Origin of the sequence: Pseudomonas sp. I8001 (genome assembly GCF_013385345.1) — a bacterium.
Lineage (GTDB): Bacteria > Pseudomonadota > Gammaproteobacteria > Pseudomonadales > Pseudomonadaceae > Aquipseudomonas.
This window is the reverse complement of the sequence record NZ_JACAQC010000059.1, coordinates 26,846-48,728: the sequence shown is the minus strand read 5'-3', so window position 1 is coordinate 48,728 and position 21,883 is coordinate 26,846. Positions and strand designations below refer to the sequence as shown.

Genomic DNA, 21,883 nt, shown 5'->3' with positions numbered 1-21,883 from the left:
TAGCTTGGAGTGCGCTAATTTGAGCCGGGCCCATTTTGTGGCCCAGGCCAACGGGCATACGTCGGCAGCGACATCAAGGCTTGGGGCCCAGTCGCTGAGCAGAAAAATGGGTGCATGTTGGAATTTGGCGCGCATTGTCGCATATGTCAGGCGGGAGTTGTATGGCGCTGCACGGATGGATTCGCCCGAGTCTCCGGCATTGCCACCCACACCAGCCCCAATGCGACGGCCGCCACGCCGGCCAGGGTCAGGAACGCGGCGTTGTAACCCGCCCACTGCACGACAAAACCTGCCAGGCTGCTGCTCAAGGCCGCCCCGAGGCCGAATGCCGTGGACAGCGCGCCCAGGCTGACATTGAAGCGTCCGGTGCCCTGGGTGAGGTCTTTGACTATCACCGGAAACAGCGCGCCGAACACCCCGGCGCCGACCCCGTCAAGCATCTGCACTGCCACCAGCCAATAAGGATCACTGGACAGCGTATACAACACGCCCCGCAGCGGCAGGATCATGAAACCGGCGAGCAGCAACGGCTTGCGCCCCCACACGTCGGCCTTCACGCCCACCAGCCAGGCCACCGGCACCATCACCAACTGGGCCGCGACGATGCAGGCCGAGGTCAGCGGCGTGGCCATCTGCAGGTTGATCTGCGACAGCTTCTGGCTGACCAGCGGCAGCATGGCCGCATTGGCCAGGTGAAACAGCGCGCAGCAGATGGCAAACAGCATCAAGGGCCTGTTCGCCAGAAGCACGGCCAGCCCCGACGGTTGTTCATGGCCGGTGCCATGCGCAGGGTCGAAACCCCGTGCGACTTCGTGGTCGATTGCCTGGGCTGACACGCAGCTGACCGCGATGACACTCGCCGCAGCCATGACTGCCATCAGATAGAACACCGCCACCGGGCCGAACAGGTAGGCGAACCCACCAGCGAGCAGGGCCGCCACCGCGTTGCCGGCGTGGTTGAAGGTTTCATTGCGGCCGGTGCGCCGGGTAAAAGCGCGCGGCCCGGTGATCCCGAGGGAAATCGCCGAGATGGCCGGCGCAAACACCGAGGCCGCCGCTGCACTGGCCGCCTGGGTCAGCGCCACCAGGCTGAAGGAGCTGACGAAGGGCAGGAGCAGGCAACTGGCAGTCACCAGCAGCGCGGCGATCACGATCACTGCCCGTTTGCTGCGGGTTCGGTCAATCAATGCGCCGGCCGGCGTCTGGGTGAGCAGGGCCGCGATGCCGGCCAGGGTCATGACGACGCCGATGCTGGCGGGGTCCCAGTGGTGCACGGCCAGCAGATAAATCGCCAGGTACGGCCCCAGTCCGTCACGCACGTCCGCCAGGAAGAAGTTCAGGCTGTCCAGGGACAGGGTGTTGCGCAGGTCAGAGCGAGTGGCCATGGCACGGTCTTCAGGCAAGAGGTCGGTAGCAGTAGTGACCCATGGCGTGAAGGTATAGTTTCTGAAGGCGGCGTTGCACTCGTATGGCAATACAAGCAAAAACATTTACAAAGTGGAGCCATTTGCATCGAAAAATAGCGCTGATCGAGGCTTTTTCAGGGCTTTTTATTGTTAACAGTTGAACATCCAATAAGCCTGGCTTATTTTCCGTCCGTTCGCCCTACAGTGAAGGCTCTTTACCGGTTCAAGGATGGCGAGGCTTTCGGTGTAGGGCGGACTTCTTTTGTCGCAATGACCGGAACATATTGGAGACGCAATGGACATGCTGTCAGCCCAGGTATCAAAACCAGCCCGCTCAACTGCCCCGTGCTACACCCTCACCGCCATCAAGCGCCCGTGCTGAATGGCTGCCGTGCAGGCAAAAAAAGGCCCGTGGGGTAGACGGGCCAAGGTGTTCACTGGAGTAGGTAGCCTTCACCCTATAGGTCAACACGTGAAGGCCATGTGAAAACCATGTCGCAGGAACGGATGTATCTCCGTGTCAGGGTTTGCGCACGAACGTGCGCATGGTTTGCCCTGGGCCGGTACTGAAGCGGGTAGGGCGGGGCATGCCTTCATCTGCCGCAATAAACACGAAGTGATCACCTTCCAGCCGGTAACTCGCGGGTAACTGTTTGCCGGCATCCTCTCCCATCGAGTCAACCCAGGTAATGCTTTTGGGTGCCGTGCTGGCATCGAGCGTGAAGCTGCCTGCCAGTAAAACCTCGCCGTCGACCGTCACCACCTGGAATTGATCGCCCGAGATTGTCGTGATCGCGCCTGGCGCGCTGTGTTCATCCGTGGGATTGAGCGCGCCATTGTCTTCCAGTGCCGTTTGTTCCCATGCCCCCTGGAGCGCCTGGAAATCCGCATTTGAAGCAGGTGTCATATAAATTCCTTTTTGGTTAAAAAACGAGCAGTCAATACCTTGGTGTGTAGATGCCTGACGGATAAGCTGAATCGATTTTGTGAGAATTGTCTGGTTTCTCATTGTTGCGTACGAATTTTCCCAGTATTCACGGGTATTTAGCGCCATTTTGTGCGTTGATTCGGAAACGGTTCTTTACAAGTTCGTCTACGCTCAGCACCAGGGTAGGGGCTCCTGCGTAATCTGAACGAAAACAATCTACGGTGATGTGGGATTTTTCCATGACCGAGGTGGTCCGATGACCATCGGTAGACCGTTCGTGTCTTGTGTACAGGGCGTTGTCCCTGATTTTCAAGCGGCCATTCAGTATTTGATGAATATGTGTGACCGCTGACTGTCGACTTTTTAAGGTGCATCAGTTTTGAATAAAACTCCTCGGCTCCACGCTCATGCGGCATCGGACGAAATTGATCTGTTTGAACTGTGTCATGGTATCTGGCGGCAAAAGAAGTTGGTGCTGGGGTGTACGATTCTGGCGGGGGTGCTGGGGGCGGGCTACGCTTTTCTGGCCCCGCGGGAGTATCAGGTCAGCAGTGTGCTGCGCCCGGCTGCCATCAATGAGCTGGATGCTCTGAACCGCTCCGAAGTCTATAAGTTGCCGCCGGCCGACGCCCTGAACAAAGTGGGGGCGCAACTGGACTCATACGAAGCGCGCCTGGGGTTTTTCAAGTCCCATGAGGACCTGTTCAAGGCGTTCCAGAAAACCGGGCAAAGCCTCGAGCAGAGTTTCGAAGAATTCAATCGAAACTCCATCAACCTGAGCCTGCCCGATCCCAAGAAGTCCGACTCCCTGAGCAGCTATATCAAGCTTGAGCTGGAATACCCGGCAGACATCGACGGGGTAGCGATTCTCAACGGCTTTGTAGACTACGCAATTGATTCGGAACGTGCCCAGGTCGGTGCTGACCTTAAAGTGATCGTCAATAACCGCTTGAACGAACTCAAGGGCAAAATCGACGCGGCGCGCTCCAATTACGAAACCGATAAGGAATCGAAGATTGCCAAGCTGCTTGAAGCCGACAGGCTCAAACGGGCCAAGCTGGAGGACGAACTGGGTGCCCTGCGCTTACAGATGAAAATGGAGCGCACGGACCGGCTGGCAGAGCTGGCGGAGGCCATTTCCATCGCCAAGTCGATGGGCATCAAGACCCCGACCACTCCTTCGTCCATGGCAGATGCCTCGCGTAGCGGCTCGAATCAAGTAATGCGCACCGAGGTCAACAACCAGAAAATCCCGCTGTACTTCCTCGGTACAGAGGCGCTTGAGGCGGAACGTGCCGCGTTGCAGGCGCGTACCAGCGACGACTTTACCAACAGCCGCATTGCACAGATTGGCAAAGAGTTGCAGATGCTGGAGGTCAACCGTGAAGTGGAGGTGCTGAAAAATCGCGGGAATGAAGACATTTTCTTGCAGGATGTTGAACCGTTACGAGCGGAAGTCGCGCGTTTGCGAGGCCTCAATATCGACATGAGTGGCCTCAAGCTGGTAACCATTGACCGTCGTGCCCAAGAGCCGCTGAGCCCGATCAAGCCCAAGAAAGCCCTGGTTATGATACTGAGCCTGCTGGCAGGGTTGACCGTGGGTGTACTGATTGCGCTGGGCCGCCATCTGCTGGCACGACGCGAAGCCGTGCCCTACTCGGAGTTGGATGAATATCGGCTTTCTCTGCGTACACGCAAGGATGACGAACCGAAAAGCTGACGCCTTCAGCAGCGGGCAGGCCGCCCGGCAAGCCCGCTGCTGCTGTTCCTGGCACACTCACTGGACACCTTTTCACAAATCTTGATTAACCTTTGGTTACAAAGTGTGGCTAAAATAGCTGCCAATGGCCACGACCGGATTGTCACCCAGCCGTTCGTGTTGCCGGTTTTGTGAATTGTGATTTCAGGTGCTGCATCTTCAATCCTCGGCCGTTGTGGGCACGCAGGAGCAGCCTGTTCTCTTCTGACTTGTGACGAATACCTTGAAACTCATCATTGTTGCTCTCTACGTTGCCTCTATTGCGTATGTCCACCTGCGTGGCCGGGTGCGCCACAAGCTGGGGCGCCAGCTCAGTGATCACTCGACCTTCCTGGCTCCGGTGAACTGCTTTCTCTACCTCTTTTCCAAACTACCCAGCCGACCGTACCTGTCCCCCAGCGACTTTCCCGACCTGAGCCCGCTTCAGGAGCATTGGCAAGAGATCCGCGAGGAAGGCCAGAACCTGCTGCGCGCAGGCGAGATCAAGCGCTCCGACCAGTACAATGACGTGGGTTTCAATTCGTTCTTCAAGTCGGGCTGGAAGCGTTTCTATTTGAAGTGGTACGGCGACAGCCATCCTTCGGCGATGAAGCTGTGCCCGCGCACCACCGAGCTGGTGCAAAGCATCGGCTCGATCAAGGCCGCGATGTTTGCCGAGCTGCCACCGGGCTCAAAGCTGGTACGCCATCGTGACCCGTATGCCGGTTCCTACCGTTACCACCTGGGCCTGGACACGCCCAACTCTCCGGGCTGCTACATCAACGTGGACGGTGAAAACTACTACTGGCGCGATGGTGAGCCGGTGATGTTTGACGAGACCTTCATCCACTACGCCGAAAACACCACCGAGCAGAACCGGATCATTCTGTTCTGCGATATCGAACGCCCGATGAAGTACCGCTGGGCGGCCGCGTTCAACCGTTGGTTCAGCCGCAACGTGATGGCTGCGGCCGGTTCGCCCAACGATGCCGGTGACAAGACCGGCGGCCTGAACCGTGCGTTTACCCGCCTGTACAAGATTCGCCTGCGGGGCAAGGAGTTGAAGAAACGCAACCGCACCCGTTACTACCTGGAAAAATGGGCGATCTTTGCCGGCCTGGCCGCGATCTTCATCCTCATCTGAACCGGGCAGCGGAGCGCATCAGCCTGGCGGATGCGCCCCCAGCTTCTCCCACATCTTCTTGCTGATCTTCTGCCGATTGGCATAACCCGCCCACGGGTCCTTCTTCAAACCCTGCAAACGCTCGTGCAGGTTAGCCACCGTCCATTGTTGGGCGCTGTGCAAACTCTTGAACTCATCACGACTCACCGGTACCGATACCGGCAGGCCGGGCCGCGCCCGCACCGAGTAGGCGGCTACCGTGCTGGCGCCCCGGGCGTTGCGCAGGTAGTCGATGAAGATCTTGCCCACGCGATTCTTCGGGCCCGAAGTCGCGGTAAAGCGTTCAGGCAACTGCAGCGTCATGAACTGGGCGATGGCCTTGGCGAAGGCTTTTACCGAGTCCCAGCCGTCGCGGCGCGCCAGCGGCACCACCAGGTGCAGGCCTTTGCCGCCGCTGGTCTTGACGAACGCTTCAAGCCCCAGTTCATCGAGTACCGACAAGGTCAGTTGCGCCGCTTCAAGCATGCTTTTCCACGGCAGTGCCGGGTCCGGGTCGAGGTCGAGCACAAACAGGTCCGGGGTTTCAATCTTGTCAGCGGTAGCGCCCCAGGTATGCAACTCGACGGTACCCATCTGCACGGCACCGATGAGCGCGGCCGGGCTGTCGATTTCCATCAGCCGCGCATGGCCCGGATCCAGGGCCTGGTCCAGTTGCTTGATATTCGGGATCGCCAGGCGCTCGGAGTGCTTCTGGAAAAACTGTTCGCCGGCAATGCCTTCCGGTGCCCTGAGCAAGGACACCGGCCGGTTGCGCAGAAAGGGCAGGAGCCATTCGCTGATGCCCTCATAGAACTGTGCCAGTTGCAGTTTCTGTGTAGCGCTCTGGGCATCGATGACTCGGTCCGGATGGGTAATCCTGACCCCAGCCACGGCGCCGGTGCCCGCCGTCTTTTTGCGGGGTTTTTCCTTCAGCGATTTGGCCGTCCGCGGCTGCTCATGCACAATCTGCTCCGCCGGCTTGTCGGTGCGCAGCCCGACAAACGCCGCCTGGCGCACCACACCTTCGCGGGTCCATTCGGCAAATTGCACTTCGCCCACCAGCTGCGGCTCGACCCAGTGCACGCCGCGTGCCTGGGCACTGGTCAGGGGCTTGGCCAGCGGTGAAGTCTGGCGTTCCAGCGCCTTCAACTGTGCACTGATCTTTTTCAGCGCGGCCTGATCGAATCCGGTACCTACGCGCCCGGCATACACCAGGCCGCTGTCATCATTGACCGCCAGCAACAGCGCGCCAAACCCGCTGCGCGAACCTTGCGGGCGAGTGAACCCTACGATCACGAATTCCTGGCGCAGCCGGCACTTGAGCTTGATCCAGTCCGGGCTGCGCCTGGAAACGTACGGGCTGCCGGCACGTTTGCCGATCACGCCCTCCAGCGCCAGGTCGCAGGCACTCTCGAAGATATCCCGCTGGTTGGCAGCAAAGGACTCGGAGAAGCGCAGCAGCTTGCTCTTGCTGCGGCTAACCGCGTCCTTCAGTGCGGTGCGGCGCTCTTCGACAGCGGCTTCGCGCTGGTCGCGGCCGTCCAGGAACGGCGCATCGAACAGGTAATAGACAATGTCCAGGCTGCGGCCGATATCAAAAGCGTTCTGCAGCGCCTGGAAATCCGGCAGCCCGTCGGCGTTCAGGCTGACCACCTCACCGTCAAGCCAACTGTCCTTGAGCTTCAGGGCTTCCAGGGCCTTGGCCTGGCGTGGCAGGCGATCGGTCCAGTCATGGCCATTGCGGGTGAACAGCCGAACTTCGCCATCGCGAATCCGCGCGAGGATGCGATAGCCGTCGAATTTGATCTCATACACCCAATCGCCTTCCGGTGCACGGTCCACCAGTGTCGCCAGCTGTGGCGCGAGTTGATCGGGCAGGTCGGTTGAGGGCTTGCGCCTGGCTTTCTTCGGCGCTGCGGGCTTTTTCGCAGCCCCCACCGTTGCGTCGCTCAGCACGCTTTTCGGTTCAGCCTGGACCACATCGTAGTCAGCCACCGGGCGTGCCTGCTGATCGTTCTCCTTGATCAACAACCATTGCTCCTTGTCGCCGCTGCCCTTGAGTCGGGTGCGCACCAGCGTCCAGTCGCCTGCCAGTTTTTCGCCGATCAGGCTGAACTTCAGCTTGCCGGCCGCGTAGGCCTTGTGCGGGTCATCGTGGGGCTGCCACACGCCGCGATCCCACACGATCACATCGCCAGCGCCGTATTGGCCTGCCGGAATGCTGCCCTCGAAACTGCCGTAGCCCAATGGATGATCTTCCACATGCACCGCGAGGCGCTTCTGGCTCGGGTCGAGGCTTGGGCCCTTGGGCACCGCCCAGCTTTTGAGGACGCCGTCGAGCTCCAGGCGAAAGTCATAATGCAGGTTGCGCGCATCGTGCTTTTGAATCACGAACGACAGGGCATGCGCCCGGTTCCTGGCGCGAGGCGCACTGCCGGCGGGTTCGGCGGTCACATCGAAGTCGCGCTTGGCGTTGTATTCACTCAGGGGCTTGGCCATGGCGGTTTACCTCATGAAGCCTTGCTGGTCTTTTTCGCGGCAGGTTTCTTGGCTGCAGCCTTGGTCGCGGGCTTGCCGGCCAGGCTGCGCTTGAGCAACTCCGTCAGGTCGATCACGTCCGCGGATTTGCGCTCATCCACACCTTCACTGGATTCCACGTCTTCGATCTTGCCGGCCTTGGCCTTCTTCGCCACCAGTGCCATGATCTTTTCCTGGAAGCTGTCGCGGTATTCGTCCGGCTGCCAGTCGGCACTCATGTCTTCCACCAGACGCTTGGCCATGTCGAGTTCGCCCTTGGCCAATGTCGGTTTGGTCACGTCGCTGCCCAATTCCAACTCGTCCAGGCCACGCACTTCGGCAGGCCAGCGCAGCATCACCAGCACCAGCGCCGACTCCAGCGGCATCAGTGCCGCCAGGTGCTGCTTGGTGTGCAGCACCACGTTGGCCAGGGCGACCTTGCGGGTTTTCTTCAGGGTTTCGCGCAGCAGGGCATACACCTTGCCGCCGCGCTTGTCGGGGGCCAGGAAGTAGGGCGTGTCGATGTTCTGCAACGGGATCTGGTCGCTGGCCACAAACGCGATGATTTCGATGGTCTGGGTGGACTTGGGGTGGGCAGAGCGGATTTCATCTTCGCTGAGGATCACGTAGCGACCTTTCTCGTAGGCCACGCCCTTGACGATATTCTCCTTGGTGACTTCCTTGCCCGTGGTCTTGTTGATGCGCTTGTAACCCACCGGGTCCATGCTGCGTTTGTCCAGCCAGTCGAAGTCGACGCCCTGGGAGGACGTGGCCGAGACCAGTGACACGGGGATGTGCACCAAGCCAAAACTGATTGCGCCTTTCCAGATAGCCCGTGGCATGTCGGTATTCCTGAAGTGTGTGGTCTTCAGGTGACAGGGCGGATTCGGCAAAAGTTTCCCTGGCCAGCCGGCTGGCACCAGGGTTTCAGACAGATCGTGTTACACCTGATGAGAAACTATTTAGTTACCAACGTCGAACCCAAGGCGTAGCGTGTTATCGAAAGCACGTATTACTTGCGCCCAGAGAGGCTTTGTCATGAACACCCGTTTGCGCAACCTTGCCGTATTGGCGTTGGGCCTGGCCTTGAGTTCTTTGGCACAGGCGCAAAACCTGCCCGGCAGCAGCAACAACCCCTACAACGGCCCCATCCACCAGGCCAACCCCAACAGCATGCAGGGCACCCAGCCCAACGCGCCGGCAGCGCGAGGCACCTATATTCCGCCGGCACAGCGGCCGCCGACCCTGCAAAACGGCGGTATCGGCAACAGCGTCCAGCGCCGTGACGGCGCGCAGACCCCGCCGGCTATCCAGCCCAAGACTCCCACCCGTGACGCCAATGGCAATCGCGGCGATTGAGTGTGTAAAGACGACAAGGAAACCCACCGTATGCTGTTACGCAAAACCCTTCTAGCGACCTTCTGCGCCGCTGCCTTGCTGCCCCTGGCGCTGCCTGTCTCGGCGGCCGCCACCCAACAGTTTCCCAGCGAGCAAGGGAGTATCACCGTCACCCCGATTGCCAAGGGCCTCGATCACCCGTGGGCGGTGGCGTTCCTGCCGGACAAGCAAGGCTTCCTGGTCACCGAACGTCCCGGCAACCTGCGGTTTGTCAGCCCGGACGGCAAACTGTCCGCGCCCCTGAGTGGCGTGCCGAAGGTGTTTGCCAAAGGGCAGGGCGGCCTGCTGGACGTGGTGCTGTCACCGGACTTCAAGGAGGACCGCCTGGTGTACCTGTCCTACGCCGAGGGCGGCGGCACTAATGGCACCGCAGGCACCGCAGTCGGGCGTGGGCGCTTGAGCGATGACCTGAGCGGCCTGCAAGACTTCAAGGTGATCCTGCGTCAGGAGCCCAAGCTGTCCACGGGCAACCACTTCGGCTCGCGGCTGGTGTTTGACCGCGATGGTTACCTGTTTGTGACCCTTGGGGAAAACAACGACCGCCCCACCGCCCAGGACCTCGACAAGCTGCAAGGCAAAGTCGTGCGGATCTTCCCGGACGGTCGTATACCTGAAGACAACCCCTTCGTCGGCCAGGAAGGCGTGAGGCCGGAAATCTGGTCCTACGGCCAGCGTAACCCCCAGGGTGCGGCACTCAACCCGTGGAGCGGCACACTCTGGGAAAACGAACATGGCCCGCGTGGCGGGGATGAGATCAATATCATTGAACGAGGGAAAAACTACGGCTGGCCCCTGGCAACCCATGGCATCAACTATTCCCTGACGCCGATTCCCGAGGCCAAGGGCAAGACAGTCGAAGGCACCGTTGCACCGCACCACGTCTGGGAAAAATCCCCGGGTGTGAGCGGCATGGCGTTCTACGACGCTGACCGGTTCAAGGCCTGGCAGCACAACGTGTTTATCGGGGCATTGGTCAGCCAGGAGTTGATTCGCTTGCAGTTCGACGGTGACAAGGTCATCCACGAAGAGCGACTGCTGGGTGGCCTGAAAGCGCGGATCCGCGATGTGCGCCAGGGCCCGGATGGTTACCTGTATGTGCTCACGGATGAAGATAACGGCGTGTTGTATCGGGTGGGTTTGAACCAGGACTGACGGACACCACCGGAGTTGTGTAGGAGCTGGCTTGCCTGCGATGGCATCAACTGGATGTGCCTGATACACCGAGGTGTCTGCATCGCAGGCAAGCCAGCTCCCACAAAAAAGCCCGCTCCCACAGTTGTGTAGCGTCGAGCCTACAACCCAAGCTCCGACAACCCCGGATGCTCATCCGGACGCCGCCCCAGCGGCCAGTGGAACTTGCGCTCGCTTTCCTTGATCGGCATGTCGTTGATGCAGGCAAACCGGTTCGCCATCAAGCCGTTCTCATCAAACTCCCAGTTCTCGTTGCCGTAGGAGCGGAACCAGTTGCCGGAGTCGTCATGCCATTCATAGGCATAGCGCACCGCAATGCGGTTGCCGGTAAACGCCCACAACTCCTTGATCAACCGATAATCCAGCTCTCTGGCCCATTTGCGGGTCAGGAAGGACTTGGCCTCTTCGCGGTTGTGGGCGAACTCGGCACGGTTGCGCCATTGGGTATCCAGGGTATAGGCCAGGGACACCCGTTGCGGGTCCCGGGAGTTCCAGCCGTCTTCGGCCAGGCGAACTTTTTCAATCGCCGATTCACGGGTGAATGGCGGCAACGGCGGGCGTATTTCTGCGTTGGATGACATGGGACGGCTCCTTAACAGGTTTAAAAGTCAGGTCAAAGTTGCAATAGGGTTCGCGCCATGGATTGCGCATTATCGGCAGCGGTGGTGTCGCCCATCACCAGGGCAACGGTAATGGCGCCATCAATCAGGATCAGCAGGTGCGCGGCCTGGCGTTCCGGGTCGGGGGTGCCATGTGCTTGACACAGTTCGAGGGCGTACTCGAACAGTTTCTGTTTATGGGCCTTGGCCAGTTGGCGCACCGGGTTGTGCGGGTCGCCGGTCTCGCCGCTGGTGTTGATGAAGGCGCAGCCGCGAAAGTCATCGGAGCCGAACCAGGTTTTCAACGCGCTGAACACACCCAGCAGGCGCTCGCCTGTGGTGGAGTGGTGTTCAACTTCGTTGCGCAGCCACTGCATCCAGCGCTCGTCGCGGCGTTGCAGGGCGGCAATCACCAGTTCGTCCTTGTTGGCGAAGTAGCGGTAGACGCTCTTTCTGGAGACGCCGGCGGTTTTCACCAGAAGATCCATGCCGGTGGCAGCGATGCCATTTCGGTAGATCAACTTTTCGGTGACGTCGAGGATAATGTCGCGAGTGATATCGTTCATGGAGATTACAGTAGAACGATCGTTCTCCTTGGTCAATTAATTATTTTTAACCCTGGGCGGGAAGACCTGAGCCAGCCCATGGTGTAAGCTCTGGAGTCCTTCGGATTCGACCCATTGCGAGCCCTATGCCGTCGTTATTCAAACGCTCCCTGTTGCCCAAGCTGCGCGGTTTTCCCCTCACGCCCGACGCGATCGAGGTGCTGTCCGGCGCCGCCGAGTACCGCCGTTGCCTGCTGGAGAAAATTTCCCAGGCCACCCAGCGCATCTACATCGTGGCGTTATACCTGCAGCAGGATGAGGCGGGACAAGAGATCTACGACGCGCTGCATGCTGCCAAGGCCGCCCGGCCCGGGCTGGATATCGTGGTGGTGGTCGACTCGCTGCGGGCCCAGCGTGGTTTGATCGGCGCCGGCAAGCAGCCGGGCAACAGCGCCTGGTACCAGGCCATGACCGAGTCCCACAGCACCGAAGTGCCGGTGTATGGGGTGCCGGTGCAAACCCGCGAACTGTTCGGCGTGCTGCACCTCAAGGGCTTCGTGATCGATGACAGCGTGCTGTACAGCGGCGCCAGCCTGAATAACGTGTACCTGCACAAGTTCGACAAGTACCGCTATGACCGTTATCACCTGATCCACAACAAGGCGCTGGCCGACTCGATGCAGCACCTGGTGGAGCACGGCCTGGTGGCCGCCAAGGCGGTGCATCGCCTGGACCTGCCCAACCCGCCGACCACCCGCAGCCTGCGCAACGACATCGGCGACCTGCGCAGCCGCCTGAAACACGCGGTGTATGACACCACGGCGGGGCAGTTGCCCAACGGCAGCCTGACGGTCAGTCCGTTGCTGGGCGTGTGCAAGAACAACCCCCTGAGCCGGGTGATCTGCGAGCTGATTGCCAGCGCCCAGCACCAGCTGACTATCTGTACGCCGTACTTCAACCTGCCGCTGCCGGTGACCCGGGAAATCAACCGCGCCCTGGCCCGCGGGGTGAAGATTGACATCATTGTTGGCGACAAGACTGCCAACGACTTCTACATCCCGCCGAGCGAGCCGTTCAAGGTCATCGCCGCGCTACCGTATCTCTACGAAATAAGCCTGCGTCGCTTCGCCAAGCGCCACCAGCGCATGATCGACAGCGGCCAGCTGAACCTGCACCTGTGGCGCGACGGCGACAACACCTACCACCTCAAGGGCATGTGGGTCGACCAGCGCTACACCTTGCTGACCGGCAACAACATCAACCCACGAGCGTTTCGCCTCGACCTGGAAAACGCCTTGCTGATCGATGATCCCAAGGGTGAGTGGGTAGGGCCACGGCGCACCGAGCTTGCCGAGATTTTCCAGCACACCTCGCGTATTGAACGCTACCAGCAGCTGGAAACCCTGGTGGAGTACCCGGCGGCCGTCGGCAAGTTCTTGCGCCGGGTCAGCCGGGTGCGGATCGAGCGTTTGCTGTATCGGATTTTGTAGGGCCCGTGACCTTGCAGGTTAATCCGGAATCGACCTGACAAGAATGTTGTCCAAGTCGTAGCGATGGGGTTCGCTGCCTGCACTTCTTGACCAGAGTCTGATTGAGATTGGGTGAGTGCCTCCGTCCTCTTTCACGTACGGAAGAGGGACAGTCAGGCGCGTCCAGCCGGGAGACGGTGGATGTGGCCCGTATGCTTGCTCCAAGCCTCCCGCCAACACGATGATGTCCGTTTCCGATAGGGTCCGGTATTCAAAGATCACTGTGTATTCAGTGCCCTTTATGAATGAGTAGGACTTGGAGATACCCATCTCATGAACCGCATCGGATGCATTGGTGAGGTAGAACTCGTGATCGTTCCCAGGCGTCCGTGGCTCAAGCTTTGCGGTGTCTGGGCGGTCCGGGTGCCAGCCATTCCAATTTCTGTCAGTAAATGTCGTCAAGTCATTCAGGTCGTCGCTCATGGTGCTTGTCTCCAGAAAAGGTAGGTGGCCTCAGCTAATGCTGTGGCCACGCGCTTTATCAGAGGCTTTTCAGGGATGGACGTCTACTGTCAGAAATAACAGGTAGCTCAACCTGGGGTGTTACCTGGTTGCCGTGCCGCCGGCCAGCACGCGATCAATAGCAGCAGCGCCGCCGCCACCAAGTAGGGCAGGCGAGGTTCGATCGCGTAGATCAAGGTCCCGGCCAACGGCCCGACCACCACGCCCAGGCCTTGGGCCGCACCCACCGAACCTGCCGTGGCGCCTTGCTCCGACGCATCCACCGCATTCGCCGCCAGCGCCGCGAAAGACGGGAAGATCCAGCCCATGCCGGCCGCGGACACAAAAAAGCACAGCCACAGGATCCAGGCCGTATCAGCGAACATGCTGCCGGCAAATCCCAGGGCTGACACCACCGCACCGATGCGAATCATCCGCAGCGGCGGCCACTCCAGTTTGCGCACTACCAGTTGCGAACAGATCAACGCCAGCCCGACCATGGTCAGGGCGATACCGGCAGTTTGTGCCGCATCGGCCGGGTTCATCTTCAAGCGATCCAACGCGAAAAAACCCACGGTTATCTGCGCGATCGACACACACAGCATCGCGACAAACGCCACCACCAACGGTCGACGCAGGCGTGGGTCCGAGAGGTTGACCGGCTTGGGCGGCTGCTTGAGGTGCAGCTCCTGGCGCGGCAATTTGGCCAGCAGCAACAAGAATCCCAACAGCGGTAACACCGCCATCGCATAAAACGGCAGGCTCAGGCTGTGACGCGCCAACAGCGCAGCAATCGCCGGGCCCAGCACCAGGCCGCAGGCGTTGGCGGCGCCCAGGGAAGCCATGGCCTTGGCGCGGTGCTCAGGCTCAATGTTGTCGGCCACCAGCGCATAGCCGCCCACCGGTATCGCAGCGTAGAACACGCCGATCAGGCCACGACCCAGAATCAGCCCGATAAACGCCAACATGGCCGATGGCAGCAGTTGCAGGGACGCATCGATAAACACGCACAGCGCCCAGTAGGCCAGGGTGAAACCACCGGTGCCCAGCAGCAGCACACGGCGCCGGCCCAGTCGGTCACTGGCCTGGCCCCATGGACGAGCCAGAAGCATCCAGATCACCCCGGACACGGTGACCGCCGCACCTGCCTGCCAGGTGGCCAGGCCAAGCACCCGAGCGATCGGGCCAATCAGCGAGACAAATGCCATCATCGCCATGGTGCAGGCCATGTTGGCCAACAGCAGCGGCCTCAGGTTGAATGGGCGGTCAGTGTGCAAAGTCGCGAGTGCAGCGTCTTGGGAGCTGTTCATCGGTTATCCAAGGGCAGGAGAAAAGGGCAGTCGTGCATCCACCATCACCAGCGGGCGGCCATGCACCTGTTCCAGGCGGCCACTCACACCATAGACGTTTTTCAGCAACGCCTGATTGATCACCACTTGCGGTGGCCCGGCAGCGGCCAACTGACCGTTGTGCAACACCACCACCTGATCACTGAAGCCCAGGGCGAGGTTGATGTCGTGCACCACCACCAGGGTGATCAGGTTGCGTTCGCGGGTGGCCTGGGTGATGGCTTCCACCACCTGGCACTGGTGATACAGGTCCAGGGCGCTGGTGGGTTCGTCCAGCAGCAACACCCGAGGCTGGCGCACCAGGGCCTGGGCCAGGCCCACCAGTTGGCGCTGGCCACCGGAAAGTGCATCGATCGGGCGGTCGGCGAGGGCGGTCAGGTCGAGGTCGGCGAGGATTTTTTCCACGCCCTTGAGCACCGTCGGGCTCGGCCGCCCAGGCGCAAAACCCGCGCCGCGATGGCCGGCCATGGCCGCACTCAGTACCGCTTCGAAGGCGCACAGGCGCGTACGCTCCGGCAGGCTCTGAGGCAGGTACACCACTTGTTGCGCGCGCTCGACTTGCGGCAGGCGATTGAGATCGACACCCTCCAGCCAGATCTGGCCGTGCGCCTTGTGCAGTCCGGCGATGCCACGCAACAAGGTCGACTTGCCGGCAGCGTTGGGGCCGATCAGCGCGGTGATGGTGCCGGGCAGCAACGCCGGCAGATGAATGTCCTGCAGCACGCTGCGACTGCCGTAGTGCATGCTCAATGCTTGTGTGCTTAATCCGGTCACAGAGCACCTCGGCGGTTACGCATCACAATCGCCATGAAAAACGGAATTCCCACCAGTGCGGTGACAATCCCCACCGGAATCAACACGCCGGGCATCAATGCCTTGCTGGCAATCGACGCCATCGACAGGATCAAGCCACCGCTGAGCACGCTCGCTGGCAGGAACAAGCGGTGATCTTCACCCACCAACAGCCGCGCGATATGCGGAGCAATCAGCCCGATAAAACCGATAGTGCCGACAAACGAAACCGCCAGCGCCGACAGCAGGCTGATGCGCAGCAACGACAGCACCCGCAGGCGGCCGACATCAATCCCGAAACTGCGGGCGCGTTCCTCGCCCAGGGTCAGGGCAGTCAACGCCCAACTCTGACGCAGGGAAAACGGCAGGCACAGCAGCAACGCCGCAGCGAGGATCGCGAGCTTTTCCCAGGACGCCCGGGCCAGGCTGCCCAGGGTCCAGAACACCAGTTGCTGAAGGCTGTCCTGGCTCGCCACAAACTGCAGCAGTGCCACCAGCGCATTGAACGCAAACACCAGGGCAATCCCGAACAGCACCAGGCTCTCCACACCAAACCCACGCCAGCGTGCCAACAGATACAGCAATGCCACCGATGCCAGTGCGAACAGAAAGGCGTTGGCCGAAATCAGGTACTGCGCCGGCACGCCAGGAATGCCCATCCCGAGCACAATGGCCAGGGCTGCACCGAAGGCGGCGGCGGCGGAAACGCCGAGGGTGAACGGGCTGGCCAGCGGGTTATCCAGCACCGTCTGCATTTCGGCGCCGGCCAGGGCCAGTGCCGCGCCCACCAGTACCGCCATCAACGCGTAAGGCAGGCGCACATTCCATACGATCACCGCCTCCACCCGCGGCATCGAAGCCGGGTCCCACAGCACTTGCAACAGGCGCGTCAGGCTCATGCCGGAAGGCCCGGTGGTGATGTCCACCGCCAGGGAAACCACCAATGCCAACGCCAGCGCCGACAACAGCAATACCCGTCGTCCATGGCGGTGGCGATAGCGCTCACCTGCGCCATCGGCGCTCGCACAGGCTTGCACCTGCGTCACGGCACAAGGCTCGTGGTGAATACGCCGCTGGCCGGAATTGGCATAAAGCGCCGGTACAATTCGGCTCGGGTCTGTTCCGGATCCAGGTCGGCGAACAACTCAGGATGCAGCCACTTGGCCAGGGCCTGCACTGCGATCAAGTGTTCCGGCGAGTCATAGAAAATATGCCAGAGGCCATGCACGTTGCCTTCACGTACCGCCCGCAGTTCATTCAGCGGCGCGCGCTGGGACACTTGCTTGAGGCTGTCGCTGGCCTGCTGCGGCGTGGCCGAATAGCCGAGGGTCACACCGCCCTGGCCGTGGCCGAATACGCCGGTGGCGACGTACACATCCGGATCGCTGGACAGAATGTATTCGACGTTCAATGTGCCGATCGGGCCGGGAATGCGCCCGTCGGCGATGTTCCGGCCACCCGCGAGCTTGATCATTTCCCCGAAGTTGCCGGTGCCCGGCGAACCACAGCAATCCTGCAGGCCGGCGAGCATGTCGATGAAGATCTTCGGCCGTTTTACCGTCCCGGCCTTGGCCAGGGTATCGGTGACCTTGGCCAGCGAGGCCTGGTAAAACGCGATGTAGTCCTCGGCTTGTTGATTACGGTCCAGAGCCTTGCCCAGCAGGCGCATGCTCGGCACCGTGTTGCTCAGCGGATGGTCGCTGAAGTCGACGAAAATCACCGCCACGCCGGCCGCTTCCAGCTGCTTGACCGCCTCGCTGTCGGGGCTCGGGCCATGGCCGCCGCTCAAGGCCATGATCGCCAGGTCCGGGTGTACCGCCAGGGCCTTTTCCACACTGAAGGTTTCGGCGGAGGTGCCGCCTACCAACGGTACATTGTCGGCTTCGGGAAAGTGCTTCTGGAACGCGGCGTAACCCTGCACGTCCAGGCCGCGAAAATCCCCTTGCCAGCCGGCGATGCGGGTAAACGGGTTCTTGCCTTCAAGGAGCGACAGCGAGTAGATCATCCGGCCTTCACCCAGCAGGATATGCGAGACCTTGTCCGGTACGTCGACCTTGCGCCCCGCCAGGTCGGTGACGGTGTGGGCGCAGGCCAGGCCGCTCATTAACAGGCCAAGACCGAGCAGCAGGCCGCGTTGCAACAACAGAGGGTGTTTCATGAACAATTTCCTTGAACAGTTGGGCGCACGTGGCGGACGCGTTTGCGCCACCACAACAACAGCCCGGTGAGATAGAGCAGCGGCAATGCCAGGCCGCAAAGAAAGGCCAGGGCCGCGCCGGGCAACCCGAGCAACAGGTGGCCGTGGGCGGCGGAGAACAGCGGTTTGATCGCGGCGGGGTTGGCGAAGAACCAGTCGGGCCGGGCCAGCCAGGCGCCGCTGCCGGCAATCACCGCCAACGGCAGGCACAGCCAGGCGGCTGCGACGTTGTGCCATTCCCGCAGGCGGCGCAGGCCCTGGCTGCCCGGGCGCAAGCTGGCGGCTTTCCACCAGCTGCGCCGCCCCGGCCACCACAGGTACAGGCCGCTGCCCACCGAGCCCAGCAGCACCAGGCCACAGGCAAACAGGGCGACGGCGCCAATGGGCGGCGGCAACAGCAGTGCCCGGTGCAGCGCCACCAGCTTCGCCAGCCACAGGTCATCGAACACAAAAAATGCCCGTGGCTCGGCACTGTAGGGATCGATCATCGCAATGCCGATGCCGGGCCGATCCTCCAGGGCTCCGAAGACGATCGCGTTGTCCGATTCCAGGAAACCCTGGCGCGGTTTTGCGGCGCCAAAGACTTTCTGAAATTGCGGGTAGGCACCCAGTGCCGCGCTGATCCACTGCGCGTCATCCAGCAGTGCGCCGTGTTCAACCGGAGCCAGGTCCAAGGCCTGGCTGCCGACCTCCCAGCGCAGGATCGGCCCCTTGAGTTCCAGCAGCGCACCGCTCAAGCCAATCAGCGCCAGCAGCAGGCCGACGCTCAGCGCCAGCCATCGATGCACACGAAGCCACCACCCACGCATGGCAGTTACCAGCGATAGCGCAGGCTGGCGATGACACTGCGGTCATACCCGGCACTGCAGCTGGAGAGGGAGCAGCCTTCGTAATAGTGCTTGTCGGTCAGGTTGGTGGCATTCACCGCCAGGCGCAGGCCCTTGGCCGCCGGGATCAGCTTGTCGAAATCGTAGTGCACCGCCGCGTCGAGCAAGGTGTAGGAGGGCACGCTCACAGTGTTGGCAGCATCGGCCTCGGTGGAACCGATATAGCGTACGCCGACGCCAAATCCGAGCCCGGTGAGCGGGCCAAAGGGCAGGGTGTAGTCAGCCCACAACGACGCCATTTTTTCCGGGGTGTCGGTGGGGCGGTTGCCTTTTTCCAGCGGGTTGTTGCTCTTGCTAACTTCGGCGTCGTTGTAGGTCAGGGTTGCCAGCAGGTCCAGGCCCTTGGCGAGGCTGGCCTTGCCTTCCAGCTCCACGCCGCGCACGTTGACCTCACCGGTCTGCACGCTATTCAGCGGGTTGCTCGGGTCGGTGGTCTTGACGTTCTGCTGGGTCAGGTCGAACAGCGACAGGGTGATGTAGCTGTCGATCCCGGGCGGCTGGTACTTGATGCCGACTTCCGACTGCTTGGCGGTGCTCGGTTTGAAGCTGGTGCCGTAGAAATCAGTGCCGAGCACCGGGTCGAACGAGGTGGCGTAGCTGATGTACGGCGACAGGCCGTTGTCGGCCAGGTAAACGAGGCCTGCACGGTAGGTGAACTTGTTGTCGTCCTGCTTCTGCCCGGTGTCGGTCAGGCGGTTGTCGGTGCGCGCACTCGAATGATCCTGGCGACCGCCGACGGTCAGTACCCAACGGTCGTTGAACGTCATCTGCTGCTGGGCGTAGAGCCCGGTCTGGTCGGCGCGCTGCAAGGTGCTGGCGAACGGGGTGTTCGGCGCGAACACACCCCCGTGCACCGGGTTGTAGATGTCGATCGACGATGCCGCGCCGCCGTTGAGGTAATAGTCTTCACGGGTGCGCCGGTAATCGACCCCCAGCAGCGACACCATCTGCACCTCGCCAAGGTTCCAGCGGGCCTGGGCATTGTTGTCCAGGGAGTACACGTCGCCGACGATGCGGAAGCGGTAGGCCGACCGGTTCAAGGTGCGCAGGTCCGGCGCCAGGGACATGCCGCTGGCGGTGTTGGTCAGCAGGTTGACGTGGCCATAACGTGCGCTGGAATTCAGGCTCCACACATCGTTGATCCGGTGCTCCAACAGGTAGCCCAGCGAGTATTGCGTGCGGCCGTTGTCCAGGCCGGGTTCGTCGAGAAAGACGTTGTGTTTGACCTTGCCATTCGGGTTCGGCTTGAGCGTGCCCACCGTCGGCAGGAACACCCGGGGCGCGCCGAATTCATCCTCCGAGTAATCGGCCAGTACGGTCAGGCTGGTGTCGTCGTTCGGCCGCCAGGTAAACGACGGCGCGATGAAGGTTTTGTCGTCCTTGATGTGATCGAACTGGGTGCCGCTGCTGCGCTCCAGGCCCACCAGCCGATAGAGGAATTGTCTCTGGTCATCCAGTGGCCCGCTGAAGTCGAACTGGCCCTGGGCGCGGTCGAAACTGCCGCCCTGGAGCTGCACTTCATGGAACGACTGGTCCAGTGGCCGCTTGCTGATCTGGTTGACCACACCGCCCGGTGCGTTCTGGCCGAACAACACCGAGGCCGGGCCCTTGAGCACGTCGATGCGTTCCAGGCCATAGGCTTCGGCTTTTGGCCAGGCCTGGGTGGTGGTGCCACGTAAGCCGTCGCGCAACATGCCGGTGCTGGTCACGTCGAAGCCGCGAATCGAGAGGTTGTCGAAGCGCTGGCTGGCGGCGGTAGTGTTGGCCTGCACGCCGGCCGTGTAGCGCAACGCTTCGCTCACCGATTGCACTTGCTGCGCGTCCATCTGGTCGCGGGTCACTACGGAGATCGACTGGGGGATTTCATTGAGCGCGGTGTCGGTCTTGGTCCCGCTGAGGCTACGCTTGGCCACGTAGCCGGCCTGTTGTCCGGTGGGGCTGTCGGCTTGGGTCCCGGTGACCACGCTGCTGTCGAGCACCAGGGCGTGATCGGTGTCCGCCTCGGCGGCCTGCACAAGGTTCATCTGGGTCAGCGACAGGCCCAGGGCAACGCCATGGATCAGGGTTGCCAAGGGCTTGCGACTGGTTTTCAAGTGCGGGACTGCGGTATCGATTGGCAAACCTGGGGTGTCTCGGTACAGAACGCGGGTGCCCATGCTTCACTCCATGATGAGGTGTTCAATGCGAATGCAAACGTATCTCATCCAGGCGTTGTGACGCAGGGCTATTGCTTTGGGTCGAGCGATCATTTCTTTCGTTTGCGGGGCAGGGCGGAACTTTCACAACCCGTCAGCGCAACGCCTTGGGCGAAACCCCGAAACGCTTGCGAAACGCCGTGGAGAAATGCGCCGGGCTGTAACCCACGCGGTACGCGGCGCTGGACACATTGGTCTCACCGCTGGCGAGCAGGCGATAGGCTTCGGCCAGGCGCTGTTCCTGCAAGTACACATAGACACTGGTGCCGAATACCTGACGAAAGCCCGCGGTCAATTTGCGCGGGTTGAGGCCGACTGCGCGAGACAGCTCGGCCAATGACGGCGAAGCCTGCAACGAACCGAGCAACAGGTCGCGGGCGGCATGAATGCGTTCGATGTCCGCTGAGTTGCAATGGGCGTCCTGCACCGGGCGCGACTCGGTTTGCGCGAGAATTCCCTCCACCCCCAGCGCTGTCAGCTCCAGGGCCTTGCCGCCCAGATAGAAGGAGCGGGCAGGGCCCTGCAACGGGCAGGTGAAAATCTGTTGGGCAAGGGCGAGCAACGGTTTGCTCGCGGGCTGGCAGAACATCATCGGCCCGCCGCCGCGTTTATCCAGCAGGCGCTCAGGCTCAAGGCCGACGCTGCGGATCGACGGGAAATCCAGCTGCACGGTGGTGTAGCGCACCGGCACACCACTGGCGAACAGGTGATCGCCACAATGTTCACCCTGGTTGGCCACGGCGCACAGGGTCGGCCCGCGAATCTCCACTTCCTGCTGGCCTTCGACCCGGCAATTGAGCTGGCCGCTGAGCACCAGGATGATCTTCAAACCTTGCCACAGCGGCTCTTGCATCCACATCTGGCTGTCCATCAACACAGTCCCGGCGGACAGGGTGATTTCCGGCACGACGGTGGCGGCACCCGTGTTCAAAGTGTTGGGAAAATTGAGGGTGAAATCCCTTTGGGTCGGTAGCGGCGCAGCGTGTGGGCTGAGCATGGCGGACTCCCT

Annotated in this window: 19 protein-coding genes; 5 read left to right on the top strand and 14 right to left on the bottom strand. The window is 61.4% G+C overall.

Going from position 1 to position 21,883, the window contains the following annotated elements; translation table 11 throughout:
• Positions 1-146 precede the first annotated feature (146 nt).
• A complete protein-coding gene (locus HX839_RS29005) occupies positions 147-1,385 on the bottom strand; it encodes an MFS transporter (RefSeq protein ID WP_087692676.1) in 1,239 nt (412 codons plus the stop codon).
• A 541-nt stretch (positions 1,386-1,926) separates the two neighbouring features.
• Entirely contained in the window at positions 1,927-2,313 is a 387-nt protein-coding gene (locus HX839_RS29000) for a TIGR03067 domain-containing protein (protein WP_087692675.1), read from the bottom strand.
• Positions 2,314-2,713: 400 nt separating this feature from the next.
• Here HX839_RS29000 and HX839_RS28995 point away from each other — a divergent pair, with 400 nt between their 5' ends.
• Positions 2,714-4,054, top strand: coding sequence for an LPS O-antigen chain length determinant protein WzzB (locus HX839_RS28995; protein ID WP_087692674.1), 1,341 nt, complete (start codon positions 2,714-2,716; stop codon positions 4,052-4,054).
• Positions 4,055-4,316: 262 nt separating this feature from the next.
• Positions 4,317-5,216 (top strand): lipid A hydroxylase LpxO, encoded by a 900-nt coding sequence (gene lpxO / locus HX839_RS28990; RefSeq protein WP_008436177.1) that lies wholly within the window; start codon positions 4,317-4,319, stop codon positions 5,214-5,216.
• Between the two features lie 18 nt (positions 5,217-5,234).
• Here lpxO and ligD read toward each other — a convergent pair whose 3' ends face one another.
• Both ligD and HX839_RS28980 read right to left on the bottom strand, forming a co-directional pair.
• Positions 5,235-7,733, bottom strand: a complete 2,499-nt coding sequence (gene ligD / locus HX839_RS28985) for a DNA ligase D (RefSeq protein WP_177068073.1) — start codon at positions 7,731-7,733, stop codon at positions 5,235-5,237.
• 11 nt (positions 7,734-7,744) lie between these two features.
• On the bottom strand, positions 7,745-8,593 hold the full coding sequence (locus HX839_RS28980; RefSeq protein WP_003218456.1) for a Ku protein: 849 nt from the start codon (positions 8,591-8,593) through the stop codon (positions 7,745-7,747).
• A 196-nt stretch (positions 8,594-8,789) separates the two neighbouring features.
• Between HX839_RS28980 and HX839_RS28975 the strand changes: the two genes are divergently transcribed.
• A complete protein-coding gene (locus HX839_RS28975) occupies positions 8,790-9,110 on the top strand; it encodes a hypothetical protein (protein ID WP_177009410.1) in 321 nt (106 codons plus the stop codon).
• A 30-nt stretch (positions 9,111-9,140) separates the two neighbouring features.
• Positions 9,141-10,301, top strand: coding sequence for a PQQ-dependent sugar dehydrogenase (locus HX839_RS28970; protein ID WP_003218452.1), 1,161 nt, complete (start codon positions 9,141-9,143; stop codon positions 10,299-10,301).
• A gap of 140 nt (positions 10,302-10,441) precedes the next feature.
• On the opposite strand, the gene HX839_RS28965 is transcribed toward HX839_RS28970, so the two are convergent.
• A complete protein-coding gene (locus HX839_RS28965; protein ID WP_177050534.1) occupies positions 10,442-10,921 on the bottom strand; it encodes a nuclear transport factor 2 family protein in 480 nt (159 codons plus the stop codon).
• 32 nt (positions 10,922-10,953) lie between these two features.
• A complete protein-coding gene (locus HX839_RS28960) occupies positions 10,954-11,505 on the bottom strand; it encodes a TetR/AcrR family transcriptional regulator (RefSeq protein ID WP_134326690.1) in 552 nt (183 codons plus the stop codon).
• 125 nt (positions 11,506-11,630) lie between these two features.
• On the opposite strand from HX839_RS28960, the gene pssA reads away from it, so the two are divergent.
• The gene (gene pssA / locus HX839_RS28955) at positions 11,631-12,974 is read left to right on the top strand and encodes a CDP-diacylglycerol--serine O-phosphatidyltransferase (protein WP_003218446.1); all 1,344 of its coding nucleotides are present in this window, start codon (positions 11,631-11,633) and stop codon (positions 12,972-12,974) included.
• An 18-nt stretch (positions 12,975-12,992) separates the two neighbouring features.
• Here the strand turns inward: pssA and HX839_RS28950 are convergent, their stop codons facing one another.
• From HX839_RS28950 to HX839_RS28915, 8 genes are all read right to left on the bottom strand, one after another.
• On the bottom strand, positions 12,993-13,436 hold the full coding sequence (locus tag HX839_RS28950; RefSeq protein ID WP_008436193.1) for a hypothetical protein: 444 nt from the start codon (positions 13,434-13,436) through the stop codon (positions 12,993-12,995).
• 107 nt (positions 13,437-13,543) lie between these two features.
• Positions 13,544-14,764, bottom strand: a complete 1,221-nt coding sequence (locus HX839_RS28945) for an MFS transporter (RefSeq protein WP_003218442.1) — start codon at positions 14,762-14,764, stop codon at positions 13,544-13,546.
• Between the two features lie 3 nt (positions 14,765-14,767).
• Complete coding sequence (locus tag HX839_RS28940; RefSeq protein ID WP_003218440.1) at positions 14,768-15,547, bottom strand: ABC transporter ATP-binding protein; 780 nt, start codon at positions 15,545-15,547, stop codon at positions 14,768-14,770.
• Positions 15,548-15,573: 26 nt separating this feature from the next.
• Positions 15,574-16,641 (bottom strand): iron ABC transporter permease, encoded by a 1,068-nt coding sequence (locus HX839_RS28935; RefSeq protein WP_023658859.1) that lies wholly within the window; start codon positions 16,639-16,641, stop codon positions 15,574-15,576.
• A complete protein-coding gene (locus HX839_RS28930) occupies positions 16,638-17,753 on the bottom strand; it encodes an ABC transporter substrate-binding protein (protein WP_177068072.1) in 1,116 nt (371 codons plus the stop codon). Before HX839_RS28930 ends, HX839_RS28935 begins: the two co-directional genes overlap by 4 nt.
• Positions 17,750-18,601 (bottom strand): PepSY domain-containing protein, encoded by an 852-nt coding sequence (locus HX839_RS28925; protein ID WP_003218433.1) that lies wholly within the window; start codon positions 18,599-18,601, stop codon positions 17,750-17,752. The genes HX839_RS28930 and HX839_RS28925 overlap by 4 nt, the downstream gene beginning before the upstream one ends.
• Positions 18,602-18,606: 5 nt before the next feature.
• Positions 18,607-20,835, bottom strand: a complete 2,229-nt coding sequence (locus HX839_RS28920; protein WP_003218431.1) for a TonB-dependent siderophore receptor — start codon at positions 20,833-20,835, stop codon at positions 18,607-18,609.
• A gap of 133 nt (positions 20,836-20,968) precedes the next feature.
• Complete coding sequence (locus tag HX839_RS28915) at positions 20,969-21,871, bottom strand: AraC family transcriptional regulator (RefSeq protein WP_003218429.1); 903 nt, start codon at positions 21,869-21,871, stop codon at positions 20,969-20,971.
• Positions 21,872-21,883: the final 12 nt, after the last annotated feature.

Bases quoted from the DNA above. Each gene is read 5' to 3' on its own strand.
- HX839_RS29005 (WP_087692676.1), bottom strand. From the start codon at position 1,385: ATGGCCACTCGCTCTGACCTGCGCAACACCCTGTCCCTGGACAGCCTG.
- HX839_RS29000 (WP_087692675.1), bottom strand. From the start codon at position 2,313: ATGACACCTGCTTCAAATGCGGATTTCCAGGCGCTCCAGGGGGCATGG.
- ligD (WP_177068073.1), bottom strand. From the start codon at position 7,733: ATGGCCAAGCCCCTGAGTGAATACAACGCCAAGCGCGACTTCGATGTG.
- HX839_RS28980 (WP_003218456.1), bottom strand. From the start codon at position 8,593: ATGCCACGGGCTATCTGGAAAGGCGCAATCAGTTTTGGCTTGGTGCAC.
- HX839_RS28975 (WP_177009410.1), top strand. From the start codon at position 8,790: ATGAACACCCGTTTGCGCAACCTTGCCGTATTGGCGTTGGGCCTGGCC.
- HX839_RS28970 (WP_003218452.1), top strand. From the start codon at position 9,141: ATGCTGTTACGCAAAACCCTTCTAGCGACCTTCTGCGCCGCTGCCTTG.
- HX839_RS28965 (WP_177050534.1), bottom strand. From the start codon at position 10,921: ATGTCATCCAACGCAGAAATACGCCCGCCGTTGCCGCCATTCACCCGT.
- HX839_RS28960 (WP_134326690.1), bottom strand. From the start codon at position 11,505: ATGAACGATATCACTCGCGACATTATCCTCGACGTCACCGAAAAGTTG.
- pssA (WP_003218446.1), top strand. From the start codon at position 11,631: ATGCCGTCGTTATTCAAACGCTCCCTGTTGCCCAAGCTGCGCGGTTTT.
- HX839_RS28950 (WP_008436193.1), bottom strand. From the start codon at position 13,436: ATGAGCGACGACCTGAATGACTTGACGACATTTACTGACAGAAATTGG.
- HX839_RS28945 (WP_003218442.1), bottom strand. From the start codon at position 14,764: ATGAACAGCTCCCAAGACGCTGCACTCGCGACTTTGCACACTGACCGC.
- HX839_RS28940 (WP_003218440.1), bottom strand. From the start codon at position 15,547: ATGCACTACGGCAGTCGCAGCGTGCTGCAGGACATTCATCTGCCGGCG.
- HX839_RS28930 (WP_177068072.1), bottom strand. From the start codon at position 17,753: ATGAAACACCCTCTGTTGTTGCAACGCGGCCTGCTGCTCGGTCTTGGC.
- HX839_RS28925 (WP_003218433.1), bottom strand. From the start codon at position 18,601: ATGCGTGGGTGGTGGCTTCGTGTGCATCGATGGCTGGCGCTGAGCGTC.
- HX839_RS28920 (WP_003218431.1), bottom strand. From the start codon at position 20,835: ATGGGCACCCGCGTTCTGTACCGAGACACCCCAGGTTTGCCAATCGAT.
- HX839_RS28915 (WP_003218429.1), bottom strand. From the start codon at position 21,871: ATGCTCAGCCCACACGCTGCGCCGCTACCGACCCAAAGGGATTTCACC.